We start from the raw sequence: 22549 nt of genomic DNA, 5'->3' as shown, positions 1-22549 counted from the left end.
GCTAGATAAAGCTTTTAAATATGGAATTACGCAAGGCCCATTCCAATAGGAGCAAAACACCTGCCAAAAAAATCAATGGCCGGAACTTTTCCTCGTACTTGTAATATTTGAACTCCTCTATTTCGGTTTTTTCCAACTTATTGATCTCATCATAGATCTCTTCCAACTTCTCGTTATCCGTTGCCCTAAAATATTGTCCACCGGTCACCTGTGCGATTTCCTTGAGCAACTCCTCATCAATTTCCACTTGGCGCATTCCATAGCGAAAAGTGCCATCAGGGTTATAGGCCACGGGAGAAAGGGCATTTCCATTGGTTCCCAGACCAATGGTGTAGGTCTTGATGCCAAATTCAACAGCCAGATCAGCCGCGGTTTGGGGTTCAATAAAACCAGAATTGTTGACGCCGTCGGTCAGTAGGATGATGACCTTACTGATGGCCTTGCTCTCCTTCAATCGATTTACAGAGGTGGCCAATCCCATGCCAATGGCCGTTCCGTCTTCCAATTCACCATAGGTGATTTCCCTTAAGGCGTTGAGCACAATGGCTTTGTCACTGGTAATGGGCGTTTTGGTATAACTTTCACCGGCATAGCCCACCAGACCAATGCGATCGTTGGGACGTTGTTTTATGAAATCCGCAGCCACTTCTTTCAAGGCCGAAAGCCTGTTGGGTTTTAAGTCCCGGGCCAACATACTGGAAGAAACGTCTATGGCCATTACAATGTCTATACCTTTGGTGGTCTTGGTGCGGGTGGAAATATCCTCGGTTTGTGGCCGTGCCAAAGCGGTAATAATGGCAGCCAAGGCCAAAAGTCGCATTACAAATAGGGTAGGTCTCAATTTAGACGTCAAGCTGCCAACGGAAAACCCTTTAATGCTTGAAATCCTCAAGGCCGCAGTTTGGTTTCTGTGCTTGAAAACATACCATAGCAAAGCCAGTGGAAGCAATAAAAGCAACCAGAAAAACTGTGGATTTGCAAATTCTATATTCTCAAACATCTATGCCTGTGTTTTTACGTCCAATGTGTTTAATATTCGGTCCACGATCTGCTCTGCATAGTCATCCCCATCTTCCCATGTGATCACTACCTGCTGCATAAAGCCTTTTCCACCAAAGGAAAGGATGGTGTACTTGGCCTTTTTGGATTGATCTTCACTTGGGCCCATAACAGTTCCGGTGCCAAAGGTCTTTAAGCCTTTTACCCCGGATTTTGTAGTGAACTCTTCTTGTTTGGTGATGATATTTTTAAGTCCAAGCCCTTCAAATGTGGCCAAGGTAGCACCAACGGCTGCTGAAAAGTCAGGGTCTTTTTCTTCTTTATAAATGGCGGAACTGGCCGAGACGGAGAAGATACCAACATAACTTCCGTAGGAAAACGATTGAAGTTCCTTGACCAATTCTTCAGCCTCAGGGGGCAATTTCACTTCTTGGCGCACCAGTACATCCGGTGTTTCCAGTTCAACTGGAGGAAAACCGTACGAACTGGACACCCATTCCCCTTCCAAAAGGTCTTTGGTGGGATAGCCAAAAACAGTATCCCTTACTTGTTTAAAACCGTAATAGGCAATGGAGGCCCCTGCCCCCAAAAAGACGAGTCCTGCAAAAATGGCTGCGGCCCAATAGATGCGTTTGCGTTGTTTTTTCTTGGCAAGCTCCTCCAAGTATTCTTCATTGAGCAACAACTCTTCCTCGGTAGGCTCGGGAAGGGCGTCGTGGGTCTTGACCACAATTTGCTCCACTATTTTTCGGTCTTGTTCCGCGGTTGCGGGTCTGGATTTGGCGAATTTCACCAAATCGGCAGTCTGTAATATATTTTGGAACTGTTGCAGGGTCTCATCGTCCAATTTGAGCTCCCCGGCATCCTTCAACATTTCCAGTTTGGTCATCAACTGTCCGGTGGTACTTTCCATGGCCGAAACATGTATTTCGTCCTCCAAATACAACCGAACGATATCCGTCAGTTCGGAATAGTATTTCTTGTATTCATCCTGGATGAGGTATCGCGAATTTTCCAATTTTTTCAGTTCCAACAAGGCACGATCATAGGGGGGCAAAAGGGCCACTATCTCTTCTTCGGTGAGGGGTTTCTTCCTTAGGAAGAACCAGTATACCAAGCCACCAACAATAAGCAGTCCCAATAGAACCCACAGCAAGGTTTTCCAGAGCTCGGCGTTGCTGCGTTCCACCTGCATCAAAGGTTTGATGTCGTACATTTTCTGTTTGGTGGTGTCCACGGCCACATCGGCCACTTTTATATTGAAAGAGTCCGTGAAAAAAGGCTGTTCGTTGATCGCGATACGTTGCGGGGGGATGGTGTAGGCCCCACTGTCAAACTGGGTGAGGGCATATATCCGCTGGAGGATAACCCTATTGTTGTTTTTAATGGTATCCCCAATAATGGCTTCCACGGTTTCCAAAGGAGAAAACGTCTGTCCCTCTGGAAAATGGACCACATCAGTGGAATCGGTTTCCACGGTGATGGTGTATTTTATCTGCTCTCCAATTTTTATGGAAAGGGTATCCACATCAGTGGAAATTTTGGAATCGGTTTGCGACCACCCCACAAAGGGCAATAGAAAAAGGCAAAGGAGGGTCATCAACACCATTGGTGCTGTAGAACTTTGACCTTTCAATTTTAACCTTTTCATTCGCATTTATCCTCTTCGTTTAAAGTAACCCAACAATTTTCGTACATAACTTTCATCCACCCTGCAATGGATTACGCCACACCCACTTTTGGTAAAGGAATCCATGAAATAGGAGACTTTGTCTTTATGGAATTGGCCATAGGCATTTCGCACTTTTTTGGATTGGGTGTTCACCAACTGCATGGTTCCGGTCTCTGCATCCATCATTTGGACCATGCCCAGATTGGGAATGGTTTCTTCCCGTTCATCAAAGACGCGGATGCCGGTAACATCGTGTTTGTTCCCCACTATGCGAAGGGTATTGTTATAATCATCGGCAATAAAGTCGGACAGCACAAAAACAATGGCCTTTTTCTTCATTACGTTGGTGAGAAATTTTAAGGCTTCGGCAATATTGGTCTCGCTACTTTTTGGAGTGAATTCCAACAATTCACGTATAATACGCAACACATGACTTTTGCCTTTCTTGGGAGGGATAAATAGTTCCACTTCATCGGAGAACAAAATCACCCCCACTTTATCGTTGTTCTGCAGGGCCGAGAAGGCCAACGTTGCAGAAATTTCGGTAATGATCTCTTTTTTGAACTGATTGGTAGTTCCAAAAAGTTCCGATCCACTCACATCCACCATTAGCATCATGGTGAGCTCGCGTTCTTCCTCAAAGACTTTTACAAAGGGTTCGTTGTAACGGGCGGTCACGTTCCAGTCAATGGCCCTGACATCATCCCCAAATTGGTACTGACGCACTTCACTGAAGGTCATACCCCTACCTTTAAAGGTAGAATGGTACTCCCCACCAAAAATATGGTCGGAAAGACGCCGGGTCTTTATCTCAATTTTACGTACCTTCTTAAGTAATTCCTTTGTGTCCATTGGGTTCAAGAAATAGGTTTTCGGGTTGGTTAAAAGTAGGGCTACTTTGACCGAGAAACATTGAACCGTTACGGTACTTCTACCTCGTTTACAATTTTATTTATGATTTCTTCCGAGGTAATGTTTTCTGCCTCTGCTTCGTAGGTTATGCCTATACGGTGACGAAGTACGTCATGCACAACGGCCCTTACATCTTCTGGGACCACGTAACCGCGTCTTTTGATAAAGGCATAGCATTTGGAAGCGTTGGCCAAGTTGATGCTTCCCCTTGGGGAGGCACCAAAACTTATCAGGGGTTTTAGGCTTTCAAGGTTATATTTTTCAGGGTATCGGGTGGCGAACACCAGATCCAGAATATACTTTTCAATTTTTTCATCCATATAAACCTCCCGTACCGCCTGTTGGGCACTTAGGATTTGCTTGATGCTAACCACAGGTTTTACTTCCTCATAGGAACCCTTGAGGTTTTGGCGGATGATCAGTTGTTCTTCGTTGAGCTTGGGGTAATCTATAACCGTTTTCAGCATAAAACGGTCTACCTGCGCTTCGGGAAGTGGGTAGGTTCCTTCTTGCTCCACAGGGTTTTGGGTGGCCATTACCAAAAAGGGAGCATCCAGTTTAAAGGTTTCATCCCCAATGGTCACTTGTTTTTCCTGCATGGCCTCCAGCAAAGCGGATTGCACTTTGGCCGGCGCCCTGTTGATTTCATCCGCAAGGACAAAATTGGCAAAGATGGGTCCTTTTTTAATGGAGAAATCGTTTTCCTTTATGTTGTAAATGAGTGTCCCTATTACATCGGCAGGCAATAAGTCCGGAGTAAACTGAATACGGCTAAAACTACCTTTAACGGCCTTGGCCAAGGTGTTGATGGCCAAAGTCTTTGCGAGCCCGGGAACTCCTTCCAAAAGAATGTGGCCCTGGCCCAAAAGACCAATGAGCAACCGCTCCACCATATGTTTTTGGCCCACAATGGCCTTGTTCATTTCATTGGTAAGCAGGTCAATAAAAGCACTTTCTTGGGCAATTTTCTCATTCACAGCACTAATATCTATAGTAGTGTTTTCTTCCATATAAACCTTTATTGTTATGTGTTTAAGTCAGTCTGAATGCTAAGAGGTGCAAAATGAAAATTTATTTAAAATTGGCCTGTTAATTAATGGTTAAAAAAAACGGTAAACCCCTAGTTTTATGAAGGATTTAAGGGTTTAATTTTATACTTTCATCCCATATGAAAGAGAGAGATACGTATTCCAGGATCATTGCTGGAACCATGACATGGGGAAGTTGGGGCAAAAAACTTTCCAAAAGCGAAATGATTGATTTGATGCAGCATTGCATTGAATTGGGGCTTACCACCTTTGACCATGCCGACATTTATGGTAGCTATTCCACCGAGGCCGATTTTGGCCAGGCCTATGCCGAAAGTGGCATCAAACGGGAGGATATCCAATTGATTTCCAAGTGTGGCATACAGATTACCCGTGGCAGGGACAATCGCATCAACCATTACGAATACAGTAAGGATTACATCATTTGGTCTGCCGAGCAATCGCTTAAAAAGTTGAATACAGAATATCTGGATTTGCTTTTACTGCATCGTCCCAGTCCGTTGATGGAACCCCATGAAATAGCGGAGGCCATTGATCATTTATTGCAAAGTGGTAAGATTAAACAGTTTGGGGTTTCCAACTTTACCCCATCGCAAGTGGCCATGTTGGAAAAGACAATCCCTGTTTCCGGAAACCAAGTGGAATTTTCCTTGACGTATGACTCTCCCATATACGATGGAACATTTGATGATTGCATCGCAAATAATAGGATGGCCATGGCTTGGAGCCCCTTGGGGAGTTTGTTCCGGGAAGAAACGGAACAGACCCAACGAATCAAAAAGGCTATGGTGCCTTTGATGGAAAAATATGGAGCGGATGAAAGTCAATTGCTTTTGGCGTGGCTCCTCAAACATCCGGCGATTGTATATCCCGTTATAGGTACTACGAACAAAGACAGAATAACCTTGGCCAAAAAGGCCCTAAACATAGATTTGGAACTACAGGATTGGTTTGTTCTTTTGGAAGCAAGCCAAGGTCATGGCGTTCCGTAAACCATAATACAGAATGAAGAAAACAGCATTGATCACTGGAGCTACCAGTGGTATTGGAAAGGCAACGGCGGAGATTTTTGCAAAGCAAGGATTTAATTTGGTCTTATGTGGACGTAGACAAGATCGTTTGGAGGAGCTTAAGGAGAAGCTTGGGCAAAGTGTTGAAATCCATACGTTGAACTTTGATGTGAGGGACAGGGACGCTGTTTTTGCAGCTGTTGAAAGTTTACCCAAAGCTTTCGCCCAAATTGATATTTTGGTCAATAATGCTGGAAATGCACACGGGCTTGATCCTATTGACAAAGGAAGCATTGATGACTGGGAGGCCATGTTGGACATTAATGTAAAGGGCTTGTTGTACATGTCCAAAGCTATATTGCCTCAAATGGTGGAACGCAAGGCCGGGCATATCATCAATATTGGGTCAACGGCAGGAAAGGAAGTATACCCCAATGGGAATGTGTATTGCGCCAGCAAGCATGCGGTGGATGCCATCAATCAAGGAATGCGGATAGATCTCAATGCCTATGGTATTCGGGTTGGAGCGGTGAATCCTGGTTTGGTGCAGACGGAATTCAGTGATGTGCGGTTTAAGGGAGATACCGATAAGGCCTCTAAAGTCTATCAAGGATTTCAACCTTTGAAACCTGAAGATATTGCGGATATCATCCTTTTTGTGGTCACCCGGCCCTATCACGTGAACATCGCAGATTTGGTGGTGATGCCCACGGCCCAAGCGAGCAGCACCATCGTGAAGAAGGAGCTATGATCAATAAACGCCTACTGGTAAAGAATCTTTTAGCGCATAACGACGAAAACAGTTTTTACGACAAAAAGCGTTTTATATCCATAGGCGAAAAAGAAGGCAAGGCCAAATTTTTAAAGCATGTTTGTGCGTTGGCCAACAGTAATCCCAAGAACAATTCTTTTATTGTGGTTGGAGTGGAGGATGCCGACAATGAGATTGTGGGGGTCGATTTTTTTGATGACAGCAAGATCCAGAACTTGGTGAATGCCTATTTGGACAATCCACCCATCATTTCTTATGAGAACATTCCATTTCCCCATTTGCCCGAAGGTAAGGTGGTAGGTTTGGTCACCATCCGATCTAATGGGAAGGTCTGTGCCCTTCGAAAGAATATTTGGAAGTATTATGGTGGAGCCGTTTTCTTTAGGGAAGGGAGCATTAGTCTGCCTAAAGCTTTTGATATTGAGTTGAAGGACATCAATTCCGAGGTAGTGGCCACCATAGAACAACATGCTCGTAACAATATTGAATTGACCTTGGATGCCGTCATCAATTTTATGAACACCAGACATCCCGATCTGACGAGCAATTATAAAGTCTTCAAGGAACAGTTTGTGGTCTGTTGGGCGGGGAACAAGAAAAAAGTAAAGAACAAGACATACTATTCCCGAGTGGATATAGAATTGATCAACGAGCAGGTAAAACTATTCTATTCGGCTTTGGATGAGATTACCATTGCGTATGATGATGATTCGTTCAGTACCTTGGAGTTTGTGCAGTTGGGATTGGGCGTACAACAGAAGTACTATCCCTTGGAAGAAGTGGTGATTACATTTTCTGAAAATGGCAAATACACCATCAACAGCAAATTGATTTTTGAGCCCCCACAATACGACAAAAAAACCTTGTACCACGTGTACAATTCCAACAACGCACTCTTACAAAAACTGGAAAAGAAAATAGCACTGACCCAGGCTGAACAAATTGACTTGACCCATTTACCGGCCACCTACCTTATTTGCTACCTCAATGGTTTTGAAGAGGCTAAAGAACAAATGGATCAGGCCCGTTCCCTGTTGAAGGAGTATGATCAGAGTGTGTATCTATCCCTGAAAGAATCCCAAAGAATCCTTAGAAAAGTACGGTACAATTAATCTTTTTTCAACCAGATGATTTGGTAGGGCATTACTTCCAGCAGGCCACTATTCACCTTGACTTTTAAGCCGGACACCAAATCTTTGGGCTCTCCTTGGGCAAAATACCCCAATTTCTTTACCCAACTGGTCTCCATGACTTGCGGGCTTTCATCAAAATTGCAGATGACCAGCAGTCCTTCTTTTTTGTTGGTCCGTTCAAAAACCAGGATGTGTTCGTTTCCGGTATGGTAGAGGGCAACATCATTGTGGTCTGCAAAAACCACATTTTCCTTTCGGATGGCAATCATTCGTTGAAGCTCTTGGAATACTTGGGAAGAGGGCAGTTGATTATTTTCCAGTTTTGAAATGGTTTCCCAATCCTGTAGAGGACGGTTTAACCAGCGGCTATCGTCTTTCTTGGAAGGGTCATTTTGGAAGCTGTAGTCATTCAAGGTGGCAATCTCATCCCCAGCGTAGATGAGTGGAATTCCGCCAAATGCCAAGATAATGCCATGCATCATGATGATTTTGGATATGGACCGATCGATCAGGGAATCGTTTTTTTGGGAAAGACCTTTTTCCAGGCCTAGGAGTGATGCAGCACTTCCAGTGATCCTACCATCCCCGGTCTTTGGGTTGTACATAAAGAGACGCCCCGTTGCAGGGGACCAATCCAACCGTTGACAATAGTAATCCAGTAAAAATTTTCGGTGCTGCGATGGGTTCCATCCCAGTTCTTGGATCAAATGGTTTTCATACCCCAAACCAATATCGTCATGACAACGGATGTAATTGATCCATGTACAATCCTTGGGTTTTGGAGGAACATGGGCCAAACTTTTATACAGCAAGGAAGTTTTTTTGGTAGCAATGGAATTCCACAAAAGGGCCATTAGGGAGGCATTATAGGCAACCTCGCATTCGTTCCCTTTTGTAGGTCCTTCACCAAAATATTTAATGATGTCCGTTGGAGCCACAATGGCTTCGGCCAGTAGAATGGTGCCGGGAGCCACCACCTGTAGGCACATTCTAAAAAGTGAAATAAGGTTATGTGCCTCTGGTAGGTTTTGTGAAATGGTTCCCATTTTTTTCCAAAGGAACGCGAGGGCATCGAACCGAACCACATCCACCCCCATGTCTGCCAGTTTGACCAAATTGGTGAGCATTTCCAGAAATACTTCAGGGTTGGTATAGTTGAGGTCCCATTGGTAGCTATTGAAAACGGTCATCACCCATTTTTCCATTTCTGGGACATAGGTAAAGTTCCCCGGGGAGGTCTCTGGAAATACTTCCGGCAAGTTTTTTTCAAACTCCAATGGAATGGTATCATCCTCAAAAATGTAATAGTAACCTTGATATTTCTTATCGCCCTGAACAGCTTTTTTGGCCCAAGGGAATTCATTGGAGGTGTGGTTTACCACAAAATCCAACATTAGGAATATCCCTTGCTTTCTGAATTCAGTGGTCAAGGCCAACAAATCTTTCTTGGTGCCGTATCGTTTATCCACCTCATGGTAGCTGTTTACGGCGTATCCCCCATCATTTTCTCCTTTGGGCCTTGTGGTGATGGGCATGATATGGATAAAGTTGATGCCCAATTCTTTGAAATAGGGTATTTTTTCTTGAAGCCCTTTCAGGTCTTTGTTGAAATGTTCTACGTAGAGTTGCATGCCAACCATTTGCTCGGACTGATACCAGTTTCCGGCTTTTAAACGCTGTAGATCCTGTTTTTGTAACGCATCTGGACGGGAAGCGAATAATTTGGGAAGCAGTTTCAACAACTTTTCAAAATGCTTTGGATGGGCTTCCTTGGGGTACAGGGAAAAGAAAAGCTGTTGGATCAAACTTAAATTTGTGGCCAATCTTAGGTCGAACAAGACCTTTGGGTCATTTTCCTTCAATTGGGAACGCAGAAGTTGATGTAATTGGGCTTGGGTCATTTTTAGGGTTCCAACTGTTCCTTGGTGGGCAATGCCGCAATGGCCCCATATTGGGTGGTGGTCAGGGCACCGGCCTTGTTGGCTTTGGCAACCATTTTTTCCAATAGGTCAAACTGTTCAAAAACAGGATCAAAATTACCCAAGTCCGAAATTTGGTGGAGAAGGCATCCTATGAACGCATCTCCTGCACCCGTAGTATCCACGGGCTGTACGGCAATGCTCGGAATAATTTTTTTGATGCCCAGGGCACTGAGTAAAGTACCTTCTGCACCAAGGGTTATGGTTATGATCTTCGCACCTGCTTCGTGCATAAAATCACAAGCTTGTTCAGGGTCTGCTATGCCCGATATAAGTTGGGCTTCCTCCAAACTGAACTTGCACAAATGGGATTTTTCCACAAAAGGCATGCATTTTTTAATGAAGGTTTCTTCTTCATCTTTCCACAGATCTACCCTAAAATTGGGGTCAAAGGAGATGAACATTTCCTTGGTGAGGGCATCAAACAAGTATTTGCTATAAGTCTTTTCCAAAGGACCGCCCAATAATGCCGTTGCCGCGCCTAAATGCAAAATATTGTCCTTAAAGCTTTTTCGCAATAGGGGGTCATAATCCAATTCCCGATCGGCACCCCTGCTGAACACAAAATCGCGTTCACCATCTTCTGCCAAGGAGACAAAGGCCAATGTGGTGAACGTATCGGAGAGTTGGGTCAATGAGATATCTACATTTTCTGCTTTGAGCACATCCAATAAAAAATGCCCAAAGGGATCTTCGCCAACGCAGCCTATAAAAATACCCCTTCCGCCAAGTTTGGAGATGGCACAGGCAACATTGGCCGGGGCACCGCCAGCCTTTTTGGTAAATTTTATAGCCTTGGAAAGATCGCTTCCCTGGTTTTCAGCCACAAAATCTATCAGTAGTTCCCCAACACAAAATACTTTTTTCATTTCTCCTTGTACTATCCCAATGTACATATAAAAAAGCGCCTTGGCCAAAAATTATAACGGTTTTGTGGAGATCTGTGGCAGATGCGCCCCAAAACTTTACCTTAATTTAGTACGAACCGTACCTTTTGTGTGTAATATTGCCAAAAGTTTTGTGTATGCGGACATTGGTTGTGGGGGATATCCATTCAGGAGTAAGGGCATTGGAACAACTTCTTCAACGTGCCAAAGTTTCCCCAACGGACCATCTTATCTTTTTGGGGGATTATGTGGATTCATGGAGTACTGCAGTGGAAACTGTGGATTTTCTCTTGGTATTGAAAGAGAAATATAAGTGTACGTTTATCAGGGGCAATCATGATGAACTCTGTAGGGAATGGCTTTTGACCCAAAAAGAGAACCCACAATGGTTGGCCCATGGAGGAACCGCCACAAGAGATTCGTATTTGGGGGATGATCGAGATAATTGGGACACCCACCTTGAGTTTTACGCCACCTTGGAGAATTATTATTTGGCTGAGGATAATAGGCTCTATCTCCATGCAGGGTATACCAACCTTAAAGGGGTGGATTTCGAATATTTTGAACAATCGTTCTATTGGGATCGCACGTTGTGGGAGCTTGCCATGGCCGTAGACCCAAAACTTACTCCAGACGATTCAAATTTCCCCAAACGCTTGAACCATTACAAAGAAGTCTTCATTGGCCACACGCCTATTTCAAAGAAAGAGGAAGTGGTGCCCAAAAATGGGGGGAATGTATGGAATGTTGATACCGGGGCGGCGTTCATGGGAGCCCTGACCATTATGGATGTGGAAACCAAGGAGTTTTGGCAAAGTGATCCCGTACATACATTTTATCCTGGGGAAAGAGGAAGAAATTAAAACTATTCCATCCGTTTTTAAATTTTAATGGAGATCTTTGTAAAAATTTAGTTTATGCCAGAAAAGAATATTCGGTTGGAGGTGATGCAAGCCATCGAACCGAAAGTGGAAGGATTTATGAAGGAGTTTCTCATTCCTACGGAAGAAATATGGCAACCCACAGATTTCTTGCCAGATTCCCAAAGTGACAAATTTTTTGATGAGGTGGAGGCAATCCGTGGTGAGGCCAAAGAATTGGGATACGATTTTTGGGTGACTTTGGTTGCGGATACCATTACCGAAGAAGCGCTGCCCACTTATGAGTCTTGGTTGATGGATGTAGAAGGGATCGATCAACACAACGGAAAGGAAAATGGATGGAGTAAATGGGTAAGGGCATGGACTGCGGAAGAGAACAGGCATGGCGATTTGCTCAACAAGTACTTGTACCTATCTGGCCGCGTGAACATGCGGGAAGTGGAAATTACTACCCAACATTTGATATCCGACGGATTTGATATAGGGACAGACAGAGACCCTTACAAGAATTTTGTATATACCTCGTTTCAAGAGCTGGCCACCAACATTTCCCACAAACGGGTAGCGAAGTTGGCCCGTCAAAAGGGCAATAAATCCTTGGCTAAAATGTGCAATATTATTGCGGGTGATGAAATGCGACACCACTTGGCCTATAGGGAATTTGTGAAAATTATATTGGAGCATGATCCCAACAATATGGTTTTGGCCTTTGCCGATATGATGAAACGAAAAATAGTGATGCCCGCACACTTTTTGCGAGAATCCGGTGGAAGTATTGGCTTGGCATTTGAGCAGTTTTCAGATTGTGCCCAACGATTGGGTGTGTATACCGCCCAGGATTACATCGACATTCTACAAAAGTTGAACGATTATTGGCAATTGGGAAGCTTGCAGTCCCTTTCGGATACAGCAGAAAAAGCTCGGGACTATCTTATGAAACTTCCGGAACGGTTGCAGCGTATCTCCGAACGGATGAAATTTTCCGAAGAGCAGCACACCTTCAAATGGGTCACGGCCAACGGAATGCTTTAAAACAATATCAGGTAGCTTAAAATTTTCCGGCCCTATGTTTTTCTTGCCATTGGGCAAGCTGTTCCCAGTGTCCTTCGTGGGCCATTTTGGCTTGCATGGGCCAAGATGCCGGGTCGTGGATTCTGTATCGTTTTCCACCGGAATCGAGTACCTTTTGACAGGTGTCAGCCGATGTTTCGGAAAGCGCCTTCCATGTCTTAATATCAAAATTATGGAAGAGTCCCTCTATTTTAGGGCCAATACCCTCAACAATTTTGAGGTCGTCCAAACTTACTTTTTTACCCAATGCGGTCTTTGCAGAAACAGGATTGAACGATTCAGAAATGATTTTTTCCGGTTTAACCAGTGATTTTGAGTTTGGCTTTGGAGTACTGAAAGATGACAAACGTTCCTTGCAGGTCTTCAAGTCGGCCCTGAGCTTGGCGTTTTCAATATCCAGACTGTTCAGTTCATTATAATTATCGGGGGCAGATGGAATATCTGACTTTCCAAACATGTATCCCAAAATACCTGAGATAATCGCCGTTAGCGCCAAGATAATCCAGTACCAGGTGTTTGAGTCTTGGAAATCCATTTTTTGAGGTTGTATAGTTTGCAAACGTCCTATCCAAAATATTAAAAAAATCTTAATTTTTTTAGGATAATGACAAGAATTTGAGCTTTTTGGAAGCTATCTGTAAGAAGTTGACAAAATCAGGAAACTGAAAACAGGTCTAAAGGAACCAATCACACATTTTTTTCTACCACTGATACGATAGCTTGAAAAGGATAGGCTGAATAGTTGGAAATTTGCAACAAATATTAGGTAAGGAACCCTATTTCTCCCGACAAAGCTCCGGCATTGAAATAGGGTTTAATCAAACTAAGTTTGAGTTAGTTAAGTTGGTTTTTTAAGATCGCCCGTTTAGTGTTCATCCTAAATGGGCGACTTTGTTTATACCCCTTGTAAGAAGGGTCTTTCAGCAACATTAAAAAAATGTTAATCAAAAGTTAAGAATATGTTAATAGTATCTGATTTTTAGTACATTAAAAGGTTAACCTTAAAAACTAAACAAGATGAGAAGAACACTATTAACATGCATTGCATTGGTTGTTGCAATCTGTTCTTATGGACAAGTGGCCTATTTTCAGTATAGGGTGGTTCCTCAGGACAGGGAGGCTGATTTTGTTGAAAAAGAAACCAAGTATTGGGCAAAAGTGGCCCAAGCTGCGGTAGACAAGGGTAAAATGGCCAGTTGGTCGCTTTGGAGAAAGGTAGGGGTAACCGAGGAAGGTGCTCCCAATTATGTTTTTGTAAACGTGTACGACAGTTTTGAGGCCGCCGATCCGAGCCAGATCTGGAACAGTGAAAATCTAAAGACCATGGGGGTGGCACCTGGTATGGTAGAGACCAATTCTTTTACCAAGATCCCTTTTGATTATTGGTTGCAGATGGAGGATATGATACCTGGGGATTATAAATATGCTTTGGTAAACTATGCCATGCCCAAAAGCAGAAACGGGTTTATCCAAGAGAACAAGGAACTCTGGAAGCCCCTTCATCAGAAGAATATTAAAAGTGGAAATTTGGGTATGAAATCATGGGGATTGATGTCCGTGGTTTATCCCACCGGGAGACTTGCCAGATTTTCAGTCTTGACTTGGGATGGATTTGACAAGATCTCCGATGCCATGAACTACCTTCGTTACAATCCCAGTGGAATGGATGGGGATTTCCAAGAAGTGGTTTCCAAATCCAAAATGGGAGAAATAATGCCCGAAGGAGGCTTTGAGTACAGTATTCTTTATGAATTGGTGCATAGGATTGCACCAAAAGAGTGATGACTTACTAAAAAAGAAAAGCCCGGATATCCTCCGGGCTTTTTTATGGGTTGAACTGCCAACGCATTACAAGTCAAATTTAATGCCTTGCGCCAAAGGAAGTTCAGTGGTATAGTTAATGGTATTGGTCTGACGTCTCATGTAGACTTTCCAGGCATCTGAGCCGCTTTCACGACCTCCGCCGGTTTCTTTCTCCCCTCCAAAGGCGCCACCGATTTCCGCACCGGAGGTTCCAATATTCACATTGGCAATTCCACAATCTGAACCTTCCACGGAAAGGAAACGTTCGGCTTCACGTAGATTATTGGTCATAATAGCCGAGGATAACCCTTGTCTGACCCCATTTTGCATTTCCAAGGCGTTTTCAAGGTCGCCACTATATTTTAGAAGGTACAGAACTGGACCAAAGGTTTCGTGCTGGACAATTTCAAAGTGGTTTTTGGCCTCGGCGATTGCGGGTTTTACATAGCATCCACTTTCATAACCTTCGCCATCGAGTACTCCGCCTTCCACCAAAACTTTTCCGCCTTCTTCCGTTACTTTCTCCAAGGCATTGAGATAGTTCTTTACGGCATCTTTGTCGATAAGGGGTCCCACATGGTTGTTTTCATCCAAGGGGTTTCCAATCCGTATTTGTTTATAGGCATCCACAATGGCATTTTTCACCTTGTCGTATACATCTTCATGCACAATCAGTCTACGTGTGGAGGTACAACGTTGCCCGCAGGTTCCCACGGCACCAAATACGGCACCGATCACGGTATTTTTTATGTTGGCATCGGGGGTAACGATAATGGCATTGTTTCCACCCAGTTCCAATAGGGTTTTTCCCAATCGTTCCCCAACGGTTTTTGCCACTATTTTCCCCATACGGGTAGAACCGGTAGCGGAAATCAATGGAATGCGCTCGTCCTTGGTCATCAATTCACCCACAGTGTAATCGCCGGTAATCAGGCAGGAAATACCTTCCGGAACCCCATTTTTGGCAAATACCCGTGCGGCAATGTTCTGACACGCAACAGAAGTCATTGGGGTTTTCTCGGAACCTTTCCAAATGCAGCCGTCACCACAGACCCATGCCAAGGCAGTATTCCAAGACCAAACGGCAACCGGGAAGTTGAATGCTGAAATAATTCCAACTACACCAAGAGGATGGTATTGTTCGTACATGCGGTGACCTGGGCGTTCACTGTGCATGGTAAGGCCATGCAATTGTCTGGATAGGCCCACGGCAAAATCACAGATGTCTATCATTTCCTGAACCTCACCCAAACCTTCTTGGTAGCTTTTTCCCATTTCGTAGGAAACCAACTTGCCCAAGGGTTCTTTTAAACGTCTAAGCTCATCATTGAACTGGCGCACCACCTCACCACGTTGGGGAGCAGGCATTGTTCTCCAGACTTTGAACCCTTTTTGTGCAGTACTGATTACTTTTTCATAATCCTCTGGTGTTGTGGATTTCACCTTTCCGATAAGGGCGCCATCCACTGGTGAATAGGACTCGATGACCGGTCCGTTGGAAAACCAATCTTTTCCTGTGGAAGTCCCATTATTTATTTCGTTTAGACCCAGTTCCTTTAGGGCTTCGTCCATTCCAAAAGCAGTTGCTACGTTTGACATTTATAACTTTTTAATCGTGAATTGTTATATTTTTCAAAAATACGAATAATCTAGAAGGGAAAACGAAGATTTTCAAAGGAAAAGATGCAGCAGGAATAAAGCAATTCCCAATAGGGCGGGAAATCCCTGTACCACCAATATTTTCTTGGAAGCCGTAAGGGCGCCATAGATGCCGGCAACGGCAACGCAAACCAAAAAGAAAAGAGCAACATTTATCTGCCAGATGGGGTCTTGGATGAATAAGGACCATAAAAGTCCTGCTGCCAAAAACCCATTGTACAGTCCTTGGTTGGCGGCCAGAGTTTTGGTGGGTTCGAACAAATCTTCAGGGAACTGGCGAAAAACCTTTTTTGCCTTTGTGGTCCAAGCGAACATCTCCAACCATAAAAAATAGATGTGGAGCAAAGCCACAATGACCACTACGATTTTAGCGAATAGGAGTATCATTCTTCTTGGGCAATAAAGCGTTCGTCAACGGGCATGACCGTTCCGCATTGGTCACAGGTACGCAGTTCCTCGGAACTGTAGAAGTGCTTAAAATGGGCCAAAAAGTCTTTTTCAATATCATTCAGGGTAAAGTAGACTTCATACAGTTTGTTGTTGCAGTGGTCACAGAACCAAAGCAATCCATCATCTACTTTCATGTCTTTCCTTTTTCGCTCCACGACCAGTCCAATGGACCCTTCATGGCGCACCGGGGAATGGGGGACTTTGGCGGGATGCAAGTACATATCACCTGGCCCCAGTTTCATGGTCTTTTTTTGGCCATCCTCCTGAATATGGACTTCAATTTGGCCTTCCAATTGATAGAAAAGCTCCTCGGTTTCGTTATAATGGTAGTCCTTTCGGGCGTTGGGCCCAGCCACGATCATTACAATATAATCGTCAGCTTCCTTATAAAGATTTCTGTTGCCAACCGGAGGTTTTAAGGTATCCCTATTTTCCTCAATCCATTTGTTCAGGTTGAAAGGAGCCTGTATTGCCATATCTCAAGATTTTAGGAAAGGTAAAAAAAACCTGAGTGGGAACATAGTGTTTCACAAAAAAGACCTGCTTGGCAAACAGGTCTTCAGCACTAATATAAATGTATGTGGAAAAATGCTAATCCACTTTAATGAAAATCTGGGTGTAATAAGGTCTACCCTCTTTGTCCAACTGCACGCTCAACGTGGTGTGCGTATAGTCTCCCTCCATGGCTTTTTTGTGGGAATCACTGTCTAACCAAGCCTCTATGGTCTGCTCGGCGGAGGTATAGTATCGGGCCACATTTTCGGAAACCCCGGTAGCGTGGGTTTCTTCCGCTATCTTTTCGGCCCTGGATTCAAAATTATCATGGCTCAGTTTGTTTTTTGCAATCATGTAATCGTTATGCTCCTCGGCATACTTGTAGGAAGATGGACTGTCTTGAAGGGTGTTCTTTCCAACGGAAGCCCGGTGGTCGTTGACCATATCAATGAGCTTACTTTCAATGCCATTGGGATCTATGGAAATTTTGTCATTTCCAATGGAAGCCTCGGTGTATTCTATCTCATCTTCAATTGATGTGGAGTTGCACATAGTCAACAAGGCAACTGTTGCAAGAAGCAACATTGCGCTATACAATTTTTTCATCCTCGGGGTACTTTCGGGGACCGGTTCTACAATCCCTAGTGTTCTGTAAGCTAATCTAATGGAGCAGGTGGCTTTGGCCATAAATTCTCCACAGATGGCAGATTCTTACGTTGAATTGCAAAAAGTACGTAAGAAAGGAGTAAAAAAGTAAGGTTTGGACGTTTAAATGGTCTGTCCGTTGAACTCCGGTTCTTGCTCAGGTTTTTCATCCGGCAGGACCAAGGCAAATACAAATGCCCCGATTTCCTTTATGGAGCTATAAAAAACAGATTCTTTTTTGGTGTCCTCATTGATCAGGTTCAAGGGCGTGGCAAGTCGTTCAAAGAAGATGAGCATCGCTCCTAAGATAACAGCGACCTTGAGCGCCCCAAAAATGCCTCCTGCAAGCTTGTTCAGAAAGCCCAACATGGCAAAATCCGCAATTTTGGTCAGAAACTTACCCGCAAAATTGACCAATAGGATAATGGCAAAAAAAGTGATCAAAAATGCTGCAATGTTCATGTATTGTTCACTCCAGTTCATGTGCTGGGCCAAATAATTCCCAGTAATGTAAGAGAAATGGATGGCCCCATAAATTCCGGCAATCAATGCTACCAAAGAGGCAATCTCCACAAAAAGGCCATTTTTAAGACCCTTGTAGAGGCCCCAAACCAATAAAATCCCAATAACAATATCCAAAAAGCTCATACGAGGGTTTTAACAAATATAGAATATTGATTTGTACCTTTGGAATTCACACAAATGATATGTCCAGGGACGAGAAATTAAAGGAACGATGGGAGCTTCTGGTAGAACGATTGTCACGGCAATTTTCCGATGGTGACCCTTTGGAAATCGATGGGATGATTTACCTCGTCGGGGTACAGGAATTGGGTAGTTTCCACCGGGGTTTCAAAAAGGATGAAAAGATCAATCTTATGCATATTGCCATTTGCAGATTGTTGGAACCCTATGGTTACTACGATTTTGATTTTTTTGATGATGAGGGATGGCCCCACTATAAGGTCAAGGAACAACTACCTCCCTTAAAATCTGGGGAACAGGCCATTTTAATGAAAGAGGCTTTGGTGAACTATTTTTTGGAAAAGGAATATATTGATTGACCCCGATATGGAACTACAGAAACCTTATTATGCGGTTATCTTCACAAGTTTGCGCACCGATGGCGACAATGGTTATGGGGAAATGGCCGTGGCCATGGAGGAAATGGCCCGAAAGCAACCCGGTTTTTTAGACTTTGAAAGTGCCCGTGACGGATTGGGCGTGACCATCAGTTATTGGGAAAGTTTGGAGGCCATTGCCCATTGGAAGGCCCAAATGGAACATCGCGAAGCCCAAAAGAAAGGAATCAGAACTTGGTATTCTTGGTATAAAGTCCGAATTTGTAAGGTGGAGCGCGAATATGAATTCACCAAGTAAGATATGGAGGGAAACATTGCTTTTTCAAATCTGGACCGGGATAAGATTTTAAAGAAATTGGCCAAAGAGCCTTATGATCTGGTGGTGATCGGTGGAGGTATCACCGGGGCGGGAATCGCTTTGGACGCTTCTTCCCGCGGATTGAAAACAGTTCTGGTGGAAAAGGGAGACTTTGCCTCGGGCACCAGCAGCAAATCCACCAAGTTGATCCACGGGGGACTTCGTTACTTGAAGCAATTCGATTTTTGGTTGGTGAAGGAAGTAGGTTCCGAAAGGGCCATTGTCCATAAACTGGCACCCCACTTGGTCATTCCCGAGAAAATGTTGTTGCCCTTGATCGAGGGTGGCTCCTATGGAAAGTGGTTGACTTCCATCGGCCTGAAAGTCTACGACATCTTGGCCCAAGTCTCTGGAGATGACAAGCGGCAAATGTTGGAAAAGAAGGAAGCCCTGAAGCTGGAACCCCTGTTGCCCAAAAAGATACTGAACGGGGCAGGGTATTATGCCGAATACCGAACCGATGATGCCAGACTTACTTTGGAAAACATCAAGACCAGCCTTCATTATGGGACGCAGGTACTGAACTATGCCAGGGTAACCGATTTCATCTATGAAGATGAAAGAGTGGCCGGGGTAACCCTAAAGGATGAAGTGGGAGGAAAGGAAATCAGCATAAAATCCAAATATGTGATCAATGCGGCGGGGCCTTGGGTAGACGAATTAAGGGGCATGAACCACTCCAAAAAAGGAAAACGATTGCATTTGACCAAAGGGGTCCATTTGGTGTTTCCCCAAGAAAAACTTCCCGTAAAGCAATCCGTGTATTTTGACATCCCGGATGGTAGGATGATGTTCGCCATTCCAAGGGGAAAAGTAACCTACATTGGCACTACGGATACCAATTATAACTCGGACAAAGACCATGTGACCACGGATATTGCCGACGCCATTTATTTGATTTCTGCCGTAAACCATATGTTTCCGGACATCAATCTGGAGTTGGACGATATCATTTCGTCATGGGCTGGGTTGCGGCCTTTGATTCATGAAGAAGGAAAATCGGCCTCGGAACTTTCCCGGAAAGATGAGATTTTCACCTCTAATACAGGCTTGGTGAGCATTGCAGGAGGTAAACTCACCGGGTATCGGAAAATGGCGGAACGAACGGTGAACCGCATCGCCAAGCAAATGGAAGAGGATCATGGGGTTTTGTTGGACCCTTGTATGACGGATAAAATTCCGCTTTGCGGGAGCGATTTTAAAAAGTTCAAACACGTAAAAAAGTATATCAATCAGATTTTTGACCGTATCCAAGACAGCGGATTTTCCGAATATGATGCCTGGTATCTGGTCACTACCTATGGCAAACAGACCGAGACCGTTCTGGAGCACTACGCGTCCCTCACCAATCCTGATGTGCATGAACGGATGATCAGGGCAGAGGCCCAGTTTGCCATTGCCCATGAAATGGCCCTGAATCCCATGGATTTTTTCATCAGACGAACCGGGCGGTTGTATTTTGATATTGAAAGTGTGCGCCAATATAGGGATGCGGTATTGGATGAATTCCAAAAGGCTTTTGGATACACGGATGACCAAATGGCGACATTCCACAAAACCTTGGGAGAAGAATTGGAAGAACATTCCAACTTTTCGTTGGATCGGGATTAATCCAACTTCTCGGTTAATTTCTCAAATACCTTTTTCGGATTCTTTTCCTTGTAAAGCACTTGATAGACCGCGTTAATGATGGGGGTTTTGGATTTCTTCTCCAACTTGTCCATGAGCAAGTGTGCACTTTTGGTGGCATAGTACCCTTCGGCCACCATGTTCATTTCCATCATGGCACTTTTAACGGTATAGCCCTTCCCGATCATATTGCCGAACAGGCGATTTCGGCTAAAGGTGGAATATCCAGTTACCAACAGATCACCCAGATAGGCGGAGTTGTTGATGTTCCGTTTCATTTTGTACACCCGGTCAATAAACCGTTTCATCTCCCGGATGGCATTGCTCATCAGAACGCTCTGGAAATTATCGCCATAGCCCAGTCCATGCGCAATACCGGCGGCAATGGCGTAAATGTTCTTGAGCATGGCGGCGTATTCCGTTCCAATGATGTCATCGGATATCTTGGTACGGATATAGTCACTTTTCAATCCTTGTGCCACCAGTTTGGCATTGTTGGCATCGGCGCAGGCAATGGTTAGGTACGAAAGGCGTTCCAAGGCCACCTCTTCGGCATGGCAGGGTCCTGTGATTACTCCAATGTTCTCGAATGGAATGTTGTATTGGTTATGAAAATGCTCACCAACAATATGACCACTTTCAGGGACAATCCCCTTTATGGCCGAAAAGATAATCCTATCCTTTAAATCAACAGTGAGATTCTTGAGTTCCCCGTTCAAAAACGCAGAGGGGATGGCAAAAATAAGCACATCGCAAACTTTGGCAATTTCATTGATATCGTGGCTCAGAACAAGTTGGTCCACATCGAATTCCACGGAGCTGATGTAGTTGGGGTTGTGGCCTTCTTTCCGAATATGTCTTATGGCCGCTTCGTTCCGCATGTACCAACCTACCTTTTCGTGGTTTTCCGATAACATCTTAACCAAGGCGGTTCCCCAGCTTCCTCCACCAAAAACCCCAAATTTCAATCTACTATCCATGGATACCATTTATGGGGCAAAGCTAAAAAATATATCAGAGCATACATTAACCACTGATTATCAATTTATTATAATTTTGGCACAGTGCTTGGTCTGTATAGGTTGAATCTTAAAACCTCGACTATGAAAATTGGAAAACTACTTTTTGGAATTTTATTGATAGGCCTTTTGGCCAGTTCTTGCTATACCGAGGTTATTGTGGAAGATGATTATATCGCGGAATCTCCCATCAATACGGCCTTGGTCCTGGAAAGCTACGATTTGTGGTACGTAGATATAAACGCAACCAAGGGTAGCGGGGAAGTTCCCTTTTTACAGCGTGCCTTTACCATTTCCTTTGACAGGGGAGTTGTATATGCCAATAATAATTTGGTAGGGATTGGCAAGACCGGAAATGGATTGGGGATCGATGTGGGTTCCTATGGGACACTTTCCGGAGCGGTTGAGATAAACCATGATGTGGACGGGCTTTGGTTGTTGGAAGTGTATGCCTTGAACAGCAATACCCTGGAACTTTACAACCCCTATTCCGATACTTCTTATGTGGTACGGGGATACCAAAGCAGGAATTTTGATTATGATCAGGTGTTTTATGACAACATCCACTATTTTCTACAGGAATATCAGGTATGGGAAAAAACGTATACCAGTGAGGTAGGAGCCATCAATGAGTTTGATGAGGAAAACTACCTACAGTTTCCAGCAAACTACGATGGGTCTTTTAGATCTTCCATTGATGCTTCCGGGATTCCTTTGAACAATTTGGAATGGGATTATCAAGGAAACTATGAAGTCTATGACGTACAAGATGATGCCATGCTCAAGACCTTAACGTTGGATTATGACTATTTGGGCAATGATTACTTTGAACTTTACGTTATTGATGATAGCACCATTGAGTTGTACCATGTGTCCAGTGGAACGATTTATGAATTCTCCGGAAGGGGATATATGCAGTACTTGAAATCGGGGAATGACACTGGAAAAAAACGAACAAAAGTTAAAAATCCCATAATGGATGTGGTTCGTCAAAGAAAAATGTAAGGACTAAACATAGTCTTCGACTATAGAGAAAAGTTTTTT

At 44.0% G+C, this 22549-nt stretch carries 23 protein-coding genes; 10 read left to right on the top strand and 13 right to left on the bottom strand.

Annotated elements, in window-relative coordinates:
* Position 1 precedes the first annotated feature (1 nt).
* The 4 genes from DN53_RS07390 to DN53_RS07375 form a co-directional block, all read right to left on the bottom strand.
* Entirely contained in the window at positions 2-1000 is a 999-nt protein-coding gene (locus tag DN53_RS07390; RefSeq protein WP_129653750.1) for a vWA domain-containing protein, read from the bottom strand.
* The gene (locus tag DN53_RS07385; RefSeq protein WP_417935915.1) at positions 1001-2656 is read right to left on the bottom strand and encodes a BatD family protein; all 1656 of its coding nucleotides are present in this window, start codon (positions 2654-2656) and stop codon (positions 1001-1003) included.
* Positions 2657-3523, bottom strand: coding sequence for a DUF58 domain-containing protein (locus DN53_RS07380; protein WP_129653749.1), 867 nt, complete (start codon positions 3521-3523; stop codon positions 2657-2659). It lies immediately after the preceding gene.
* Positions 3524-3591: 68 nt separating this feature from the next.
* On the bottom strand, positions 3592-4593 hold the full coding sequence (locus DN53_RS07375) for an AAA family ATPase (RefSeq protein WP_129653748.1): 1002 nt from the start codon (positions 4591-4593) through the stop codon (positions 3592-3594).
* A gap of 158 nt (positions 4594-4751) precedes the next feature.
* Between DN53_RS07375 and DN53_RS07370 the strand changes: the two genes are divergently transcribed.
* From DN53_RS07370 to DN53_RS07360, 3 genes are read left to right on the top strand one after another with little or no spacing between them, the layout of a single operon-like run.
* Positions 4752-5624, top strand: a complete 873-nt coding sequence (locus tag DN53_RS07370) for an aldo/keto reductase (protein ID WP_129653747.1) — start codon at positions 4752-4754, stop codon at positions 5622-5624.
* 13 nt (positions 5625-5637) lie between these two features.
* Positions 5638-6393 carry an SDR family NAD(P)-dependent oxidoreductase gene (locus DN53_RS07365; protein ID WP_129653746.1) on the top strand — a complete coding sequence of 252 codons (756 nt, stop codon included), beginning with the start codon at positions 5638-5640 and terminating at the stop codon, positions 6391-6393.
* Complete coding sequence (locus DN53_RS07360; protein WP_129653745.1) at positions 6390-7526, top strand: ATP-binding protein; 1137 nt, start codon at positions 6390-6392, stop codon at positions 7524-7526. The genes DN53_RS07365 and DN53_RS07360 overlap by 4 nt, the downstream gene beginning before the upstream one ends.
* Here the strand turns inward: DN53_RS07360 and DN53_RS07355 are convergent.
* Together DN53_RS07355 and DN53_RS07350 are read right to left on the bottom strand one after the other, a co-directional pair.
* Positions 7523-9448, bottom strand: coding sequence for an alpha-amylase family glycosyl hydrolase (locus DN53_RS07355; RefSeq protein ID WP_129653744.1), 1926 nt, complete (start codon positions 9446-9448; stop codon positions 7523-7525). The two genes, DN53_RS07360 and DN53_RS07355, sit on opposite strands and share 4 nt — an antisense overlap.
* A 2-nt stretch (positions 9449-9450) precedes the next feature.
* A complete protein-coding gene (locus tag DN53_RS07350; RefSeq protein ID WP_129653743.1) occupies positions 9451-10395 on the bottom strand; it encodes a carbohydrate kinase family protein in 945 nt (314 codons plus the stop codon).
* A gap of 155 nt (positions 10396-10550) precedes the next feature.
* On the opposite strand from DN53_RS07350, the gene DN53_RS07345 reads away from it, so the two are divergent.
* Together DN53_RS07345 and DN53_RS07340 are read left to right on the top strand one after the other, a co-directional pair.
* Entirely contained in the window at positions 10551-11276 is a 726-nt protein-coding gene (locus DN53_RS07345) for a metallophosphoesterase family protein (protein WP_129653742.1), read from the top strand.
* Between the two features lie 54 nt (positions 11277-11330).
* Positions 11331-12326, top strand: a complete 996-nt coding sequence (locus tag DN53_RS07340) for an acyl-ACP desaturase (protein WP_129653741.1) — start codon at positions 11331-11333, stop codon at positions 12324-12326.
* Positions 12327-12342: 16 nt separating this feature from the next.
* Here the strand turns inward: DN53_RS07340 and DN53_RS07335 are convergent, their stop codons facing one another.
* Positions 12343-12900 carry a hypothetical protein gene (locus DN53_RS07335; protein ID WP_129653740.1) on the bottom strand — a complete coding sequence of 186 codons (558 nt, stop codon included), beginning with the start codon at positions 12898-12900 and terminating at the stop codon, positions 12343-12345.
* Between the two features lie 482 nt (positions 12901-13382).
* Between DN53_RS07335 and DN53_RS07330 the strand changes: the two genes are divergently transcribed.
* Positions 13383-14147: a hypothetical protein gene (locus DN53_RS07330; protein WP_129653739.1), complete on the top strand. Its 765-nt coding sequence runs from the start codon at positions 13383-13385 to the stop codon at positions 14145-14147.
* Between the two features lie 66 nt (positions 14148-14213).
* Here the strand turns inward: DN53_RS07330 and amaB are convergent, their stop codons facing one another.
* The 5 genes from amaB to DN53_RS07305 form a co-directional block, all read right to left on the bottom strand.
* A complete protein-coding gene (gene amaB / locus DN53_RS07325) occupies positions 14214-15767 on the bottom strand; it encodes an L-piperidine-6-carboxylate dehydrogenase (RefSeq protein ID WP_129653738.1) in 1554 nt (517 codons plus the stop codon).
* A 72-nt stretch (positions 15768-15839) separates the two neighbouring features.
* Complete coding sequence (locus tag DN53_RS07320) at positions 15840-16214, bottom strand: DUF1304 domain-containing protein (protein WP_129653737.1); 375 nt, start codon at positions 16212-16214, stop codon at positions 15840-15842.
* On the bottom strand, positions 16211-16753 hold the full coding sequence (locus DN53_RS07315; protein WP_129653736.1) for a 3-hydroxyanthranilate 3,4-dioxygenase: 543 nt from the start codon (positions 16751-16753) through the stop codon (positions 16211-16213). The genes DN53_RS07320 and DN53_RS07315 overlap by 4 nt, the downstream gene beginning before the upstream one ends.
* 115 nt (positions 16754-16868) lie before the next feature.
* Positions 16869-17357, bottom strand: coding sequence for a CAP domain-containing protein (locus tag DN53_RS07310; protein WP_165357306.1), 489 nt, complete (start codon positions 17355-17357; stop codon positions 16869-16871).
* A gap of 183 nt (positions 17358-17540) precedes the next feature.
* Positions 17541-18065: a CvpA family protein gene (locus tag DN53_RS07305; protein ID WP_129653734.1), complete on the bottom strand. Its 525-nt coding sequence runs from the start codon at positions 18063-18065 to the stop codon at positions 17541-17543.
* A 59-nt stretch (positions 18066-18124) separates the two neighbouring features.
* Between DN53_RS07305 and DN53_RS07300 the strand changes: the two genes are divergently transcribed.
* From DN53_RS07300 to DN53_RS07290, 3 genes are read left to right on the top strand one after another with little or no spacing between them, the layout of a single operon-like run.
* Positions 18125-18481: a hypothetical protein gene (locus tag DN53_RS07300; protein WP_129653733.1), complete on the top strand. Its 357-nt coding sequence runs from the start codon at positions 18125-18127 to the stop codon at positions 18479-18481.
* 7 nt (positions 18482-18488) lie between these two features.
* The gene (locus DN53_RS07295; protein ID WP_129653732.1) at positions 18489-18797 is read left to right on the top strand and encodes an antibiotic biosynthesis monooxygenase family protein; all 309 of its coding nucleotides are present in this window, start codon (positions 18489-18491) and stop codon (positions 18795-18797) included.
* Positions 18798-18800: 3 nt separating this feature from the next.
* Complete coding sequence (locus DN53_RS07290; protein ID WP_129653731.1) at positions 18801-20468, top strand: glycerol-3-phosphate dehydrogenase/oxidase; 1668 nt, start codon at positions 18801-18803, stop codon at positions 20466-20468.
* On the opposite strand, the gene DN53_RS07285 is transcribed toward DN53_RS07290, so the two are convergent.
* Positions 20465-21466 (bottom strand): NAD(P)H-dependent glycerol-3-phosphate dehydrogenase, encoded by a 1002-nt coding sequence (locus DN53_RS07285; protein ID WP_129653730.1) that lies wholly within the window; start codon positions 21464-21466, stop codon positions 20465-20467. The genes DN53_RS07290 and DN53_RS07285 overlap by 4 nt on opposite strands.
* 123 nt (positions 21467-21589) lie before the next feature.
* On the opposite strand from DN53_RS07285, the gene DN53_RS07280 reads away from it, so the two are divergent.
* Complete coding sequence (locus tag DN53_RS07280) at positions 21590-22510, top strand: nicotinic acid mononucleotide adenyltransferase (RefSeq protein ID WP_129653729.1); 921 nt, start codon at positions 21590-21592, stop codon at positions 22508-22510.
* Positions 22511-22549 lie beyond the last annotated feature (39 nt).

Origin of the sequence: Flagellimonas olearia, from assembly GCF_004150225.1 — a bacterium.
Taxonomy (GTDB): Bacteria; Bacteroidota; Bacteroidia; order Flavobacteriales; family Flavobacteriaceae; genus Flagellimonas; species Flagellimonas olearia.
The sequence above is the reverse complement of the archived record's forward strand: the minus strand, read 5'-3'. Positions and strand labels throughout refer to the sequence as shown.

Excerpts from the sequence above, each read along its gene's own strand:
- DN53_RS07390 (WP_129653750.1), bottom strand. The coding sequence starts at position 1,000 with ATGTTTGAGAATATAGAATTTGCAAATCCACAGTTTTTCTGGTTGCTT.
- DN53_RS07385 (WP_417935915.1), bottom strand. The coding sequence starts at position 2,656 with ATGCGAATGAAAAGGTTAAAATTGAAAGGTCAAAGTTCTACAGCACCA.
- DN53_RS07380 (WP_129653749.1), bottom strand. The coding sequence starts at position 3,523 with ATGGACACAAAGGAATTACTTAAGAAGGTACGTAAAATTGAGATAAAG.
- DN53_RS07375 (WP_129653748.1), bottom strand. The coding sequence starts at position 4,593 with ATGGAAGAAAACACTACTATAGATATTAGTGCTGTGAATGAGAAAATT.
- DN53_RS07370 (WP_129653747.1), top strand. The coding sequence starts at position 4,752 with ATGAAAGAGAGAGATACGTATTCCAGGATCATTGCTGGAACCATGACA.
- DN53_RS07365 (WP_129653746.1), top strand. The coding sequence starts at position 5,638 with ATGAAGAAAACAGCATTGATCACTGGAGCTACCAGTGGTATTGGAAAG.
- DN53_RS07360 (WP_129653745.1), top strand. The coding sequence starts at position 6,390 with ATGATCAATAAACGCCTACTGGTAAAGAATCTTTTAGCGCATAACGAC.
- DN53_RS07355 (WP_129653744.1), bottom strand. The coding sequence starts at position 9,448 with ATGACCCAAGCCCAATTACATCAACTTCTGCGTTCCCAATTGAAGGAA.
- DN53_RS07350 (WP_129653743.1), bottom strand. The coding sequence starts at position 10,395 with ATGAAAAAAGTATTTTGTGTTGGGGAACTACTGATAGATTTTGTGGCT.
- DN53_RS07345 (WP_129653742.1), top strand. The coding sequence starts at position 10,551 with ATGCGGACATTGGTTGTGGGGGATATCCATTCAGGAGTAAGGGCATTG.
- DN53_RS07340 (WP_129653741.1), top strand. The coding sequence starts at position 11,331 with ATGCCAGAAAAGAATATTCGGTTGGAGGTGATGCAAGCCATCGAACCG.
- DN53_RS07335 (WP_129653740.1), bottom strand. The coding sequence starts at position 12,900 with ATGGATTTCCAAGACTCAAACACCTGGTACTGGATTATCTTGGCGCTA.
- DN53_RS07330 (WP_129653739.1), top strand. The coding sequence starts at position 13,383 with ATGAGAAGAACACTATTAACATGCATTGCATTGGTTGTTGCAATCTGT.
- amaB (WP_129653738.1), bottom strand. The coding sequence starts at position 15,767 with ATGTCAAACGTAGCAACTGCTTTTGGAATGGACGAAGCCCTAAAGGAA.
- DN53_RS07320 (WP_129653737.1), bottom strand. The coding sequence starts at position 16,214 with ATGATACTCCTATTCGCTAAAATCGTAGTGGTCATTGTGGCTTTGCTC.
- DN53_RS07315 (WP_129653736.1), bottom strand. The coding sequence starts at position 16,753 with ATGGCAATACAGGCTCCTTTCAACCTGAACAAATGGATTGAGGAAAAT.
- DN53_RS07310 (WP_165357306.1), bottom strand. The coding sequence starts at position 17,357 with ATGTTGCTTCTTGCAACAGTTGCCTTGTTGACTATGTGCAACTCCACA.
- DN53_RS07305 (WP_129653734.1), bottom strand. The coding sequence starts at position 18,065 with ATGAGCTTTTTGGATATTGTTATTGGGATTTTATTGGTTTGGGGCCTC.
- DN53_RS07300 (WP_129653733.1), top strand. The coding sequence starts at position 18,125 with ATGTCCAGGGACGAGAAATTAAAGGAACGATGGGAGCTTCTGGTAGAA.
- DN53_RS07295 (WP_129653732.1), top strand. The coding sequence starts at position 18,489 with ATGGAACTACAGAAACCTTATTATGCGGTTATCTTCACAAGTTTGCGC.
- DN53_RS07290 (WP_129653731.1), top strand. The coding sequence starts at position 18,801 with ATGGAGGGAAACATTGCTTTTTCAAATCTGGACCGGGATAAGATTTTA.
- DN53_RS07285 (WP_129653730.1), bottom strand. The coding sequence starts at position 21,466 with ATGGATAGTAGATTGAAATTTGGGGTTTTTGGTGGAGGAAGCTGGGGA.
- DN53_RS07280 (WP_129653729.1), top strand. The coding sequence starts at position 21,590 with ATGAAAATTGGAAAACTACTTTTTGGAATTTTATTGATAGGCCTTTTG.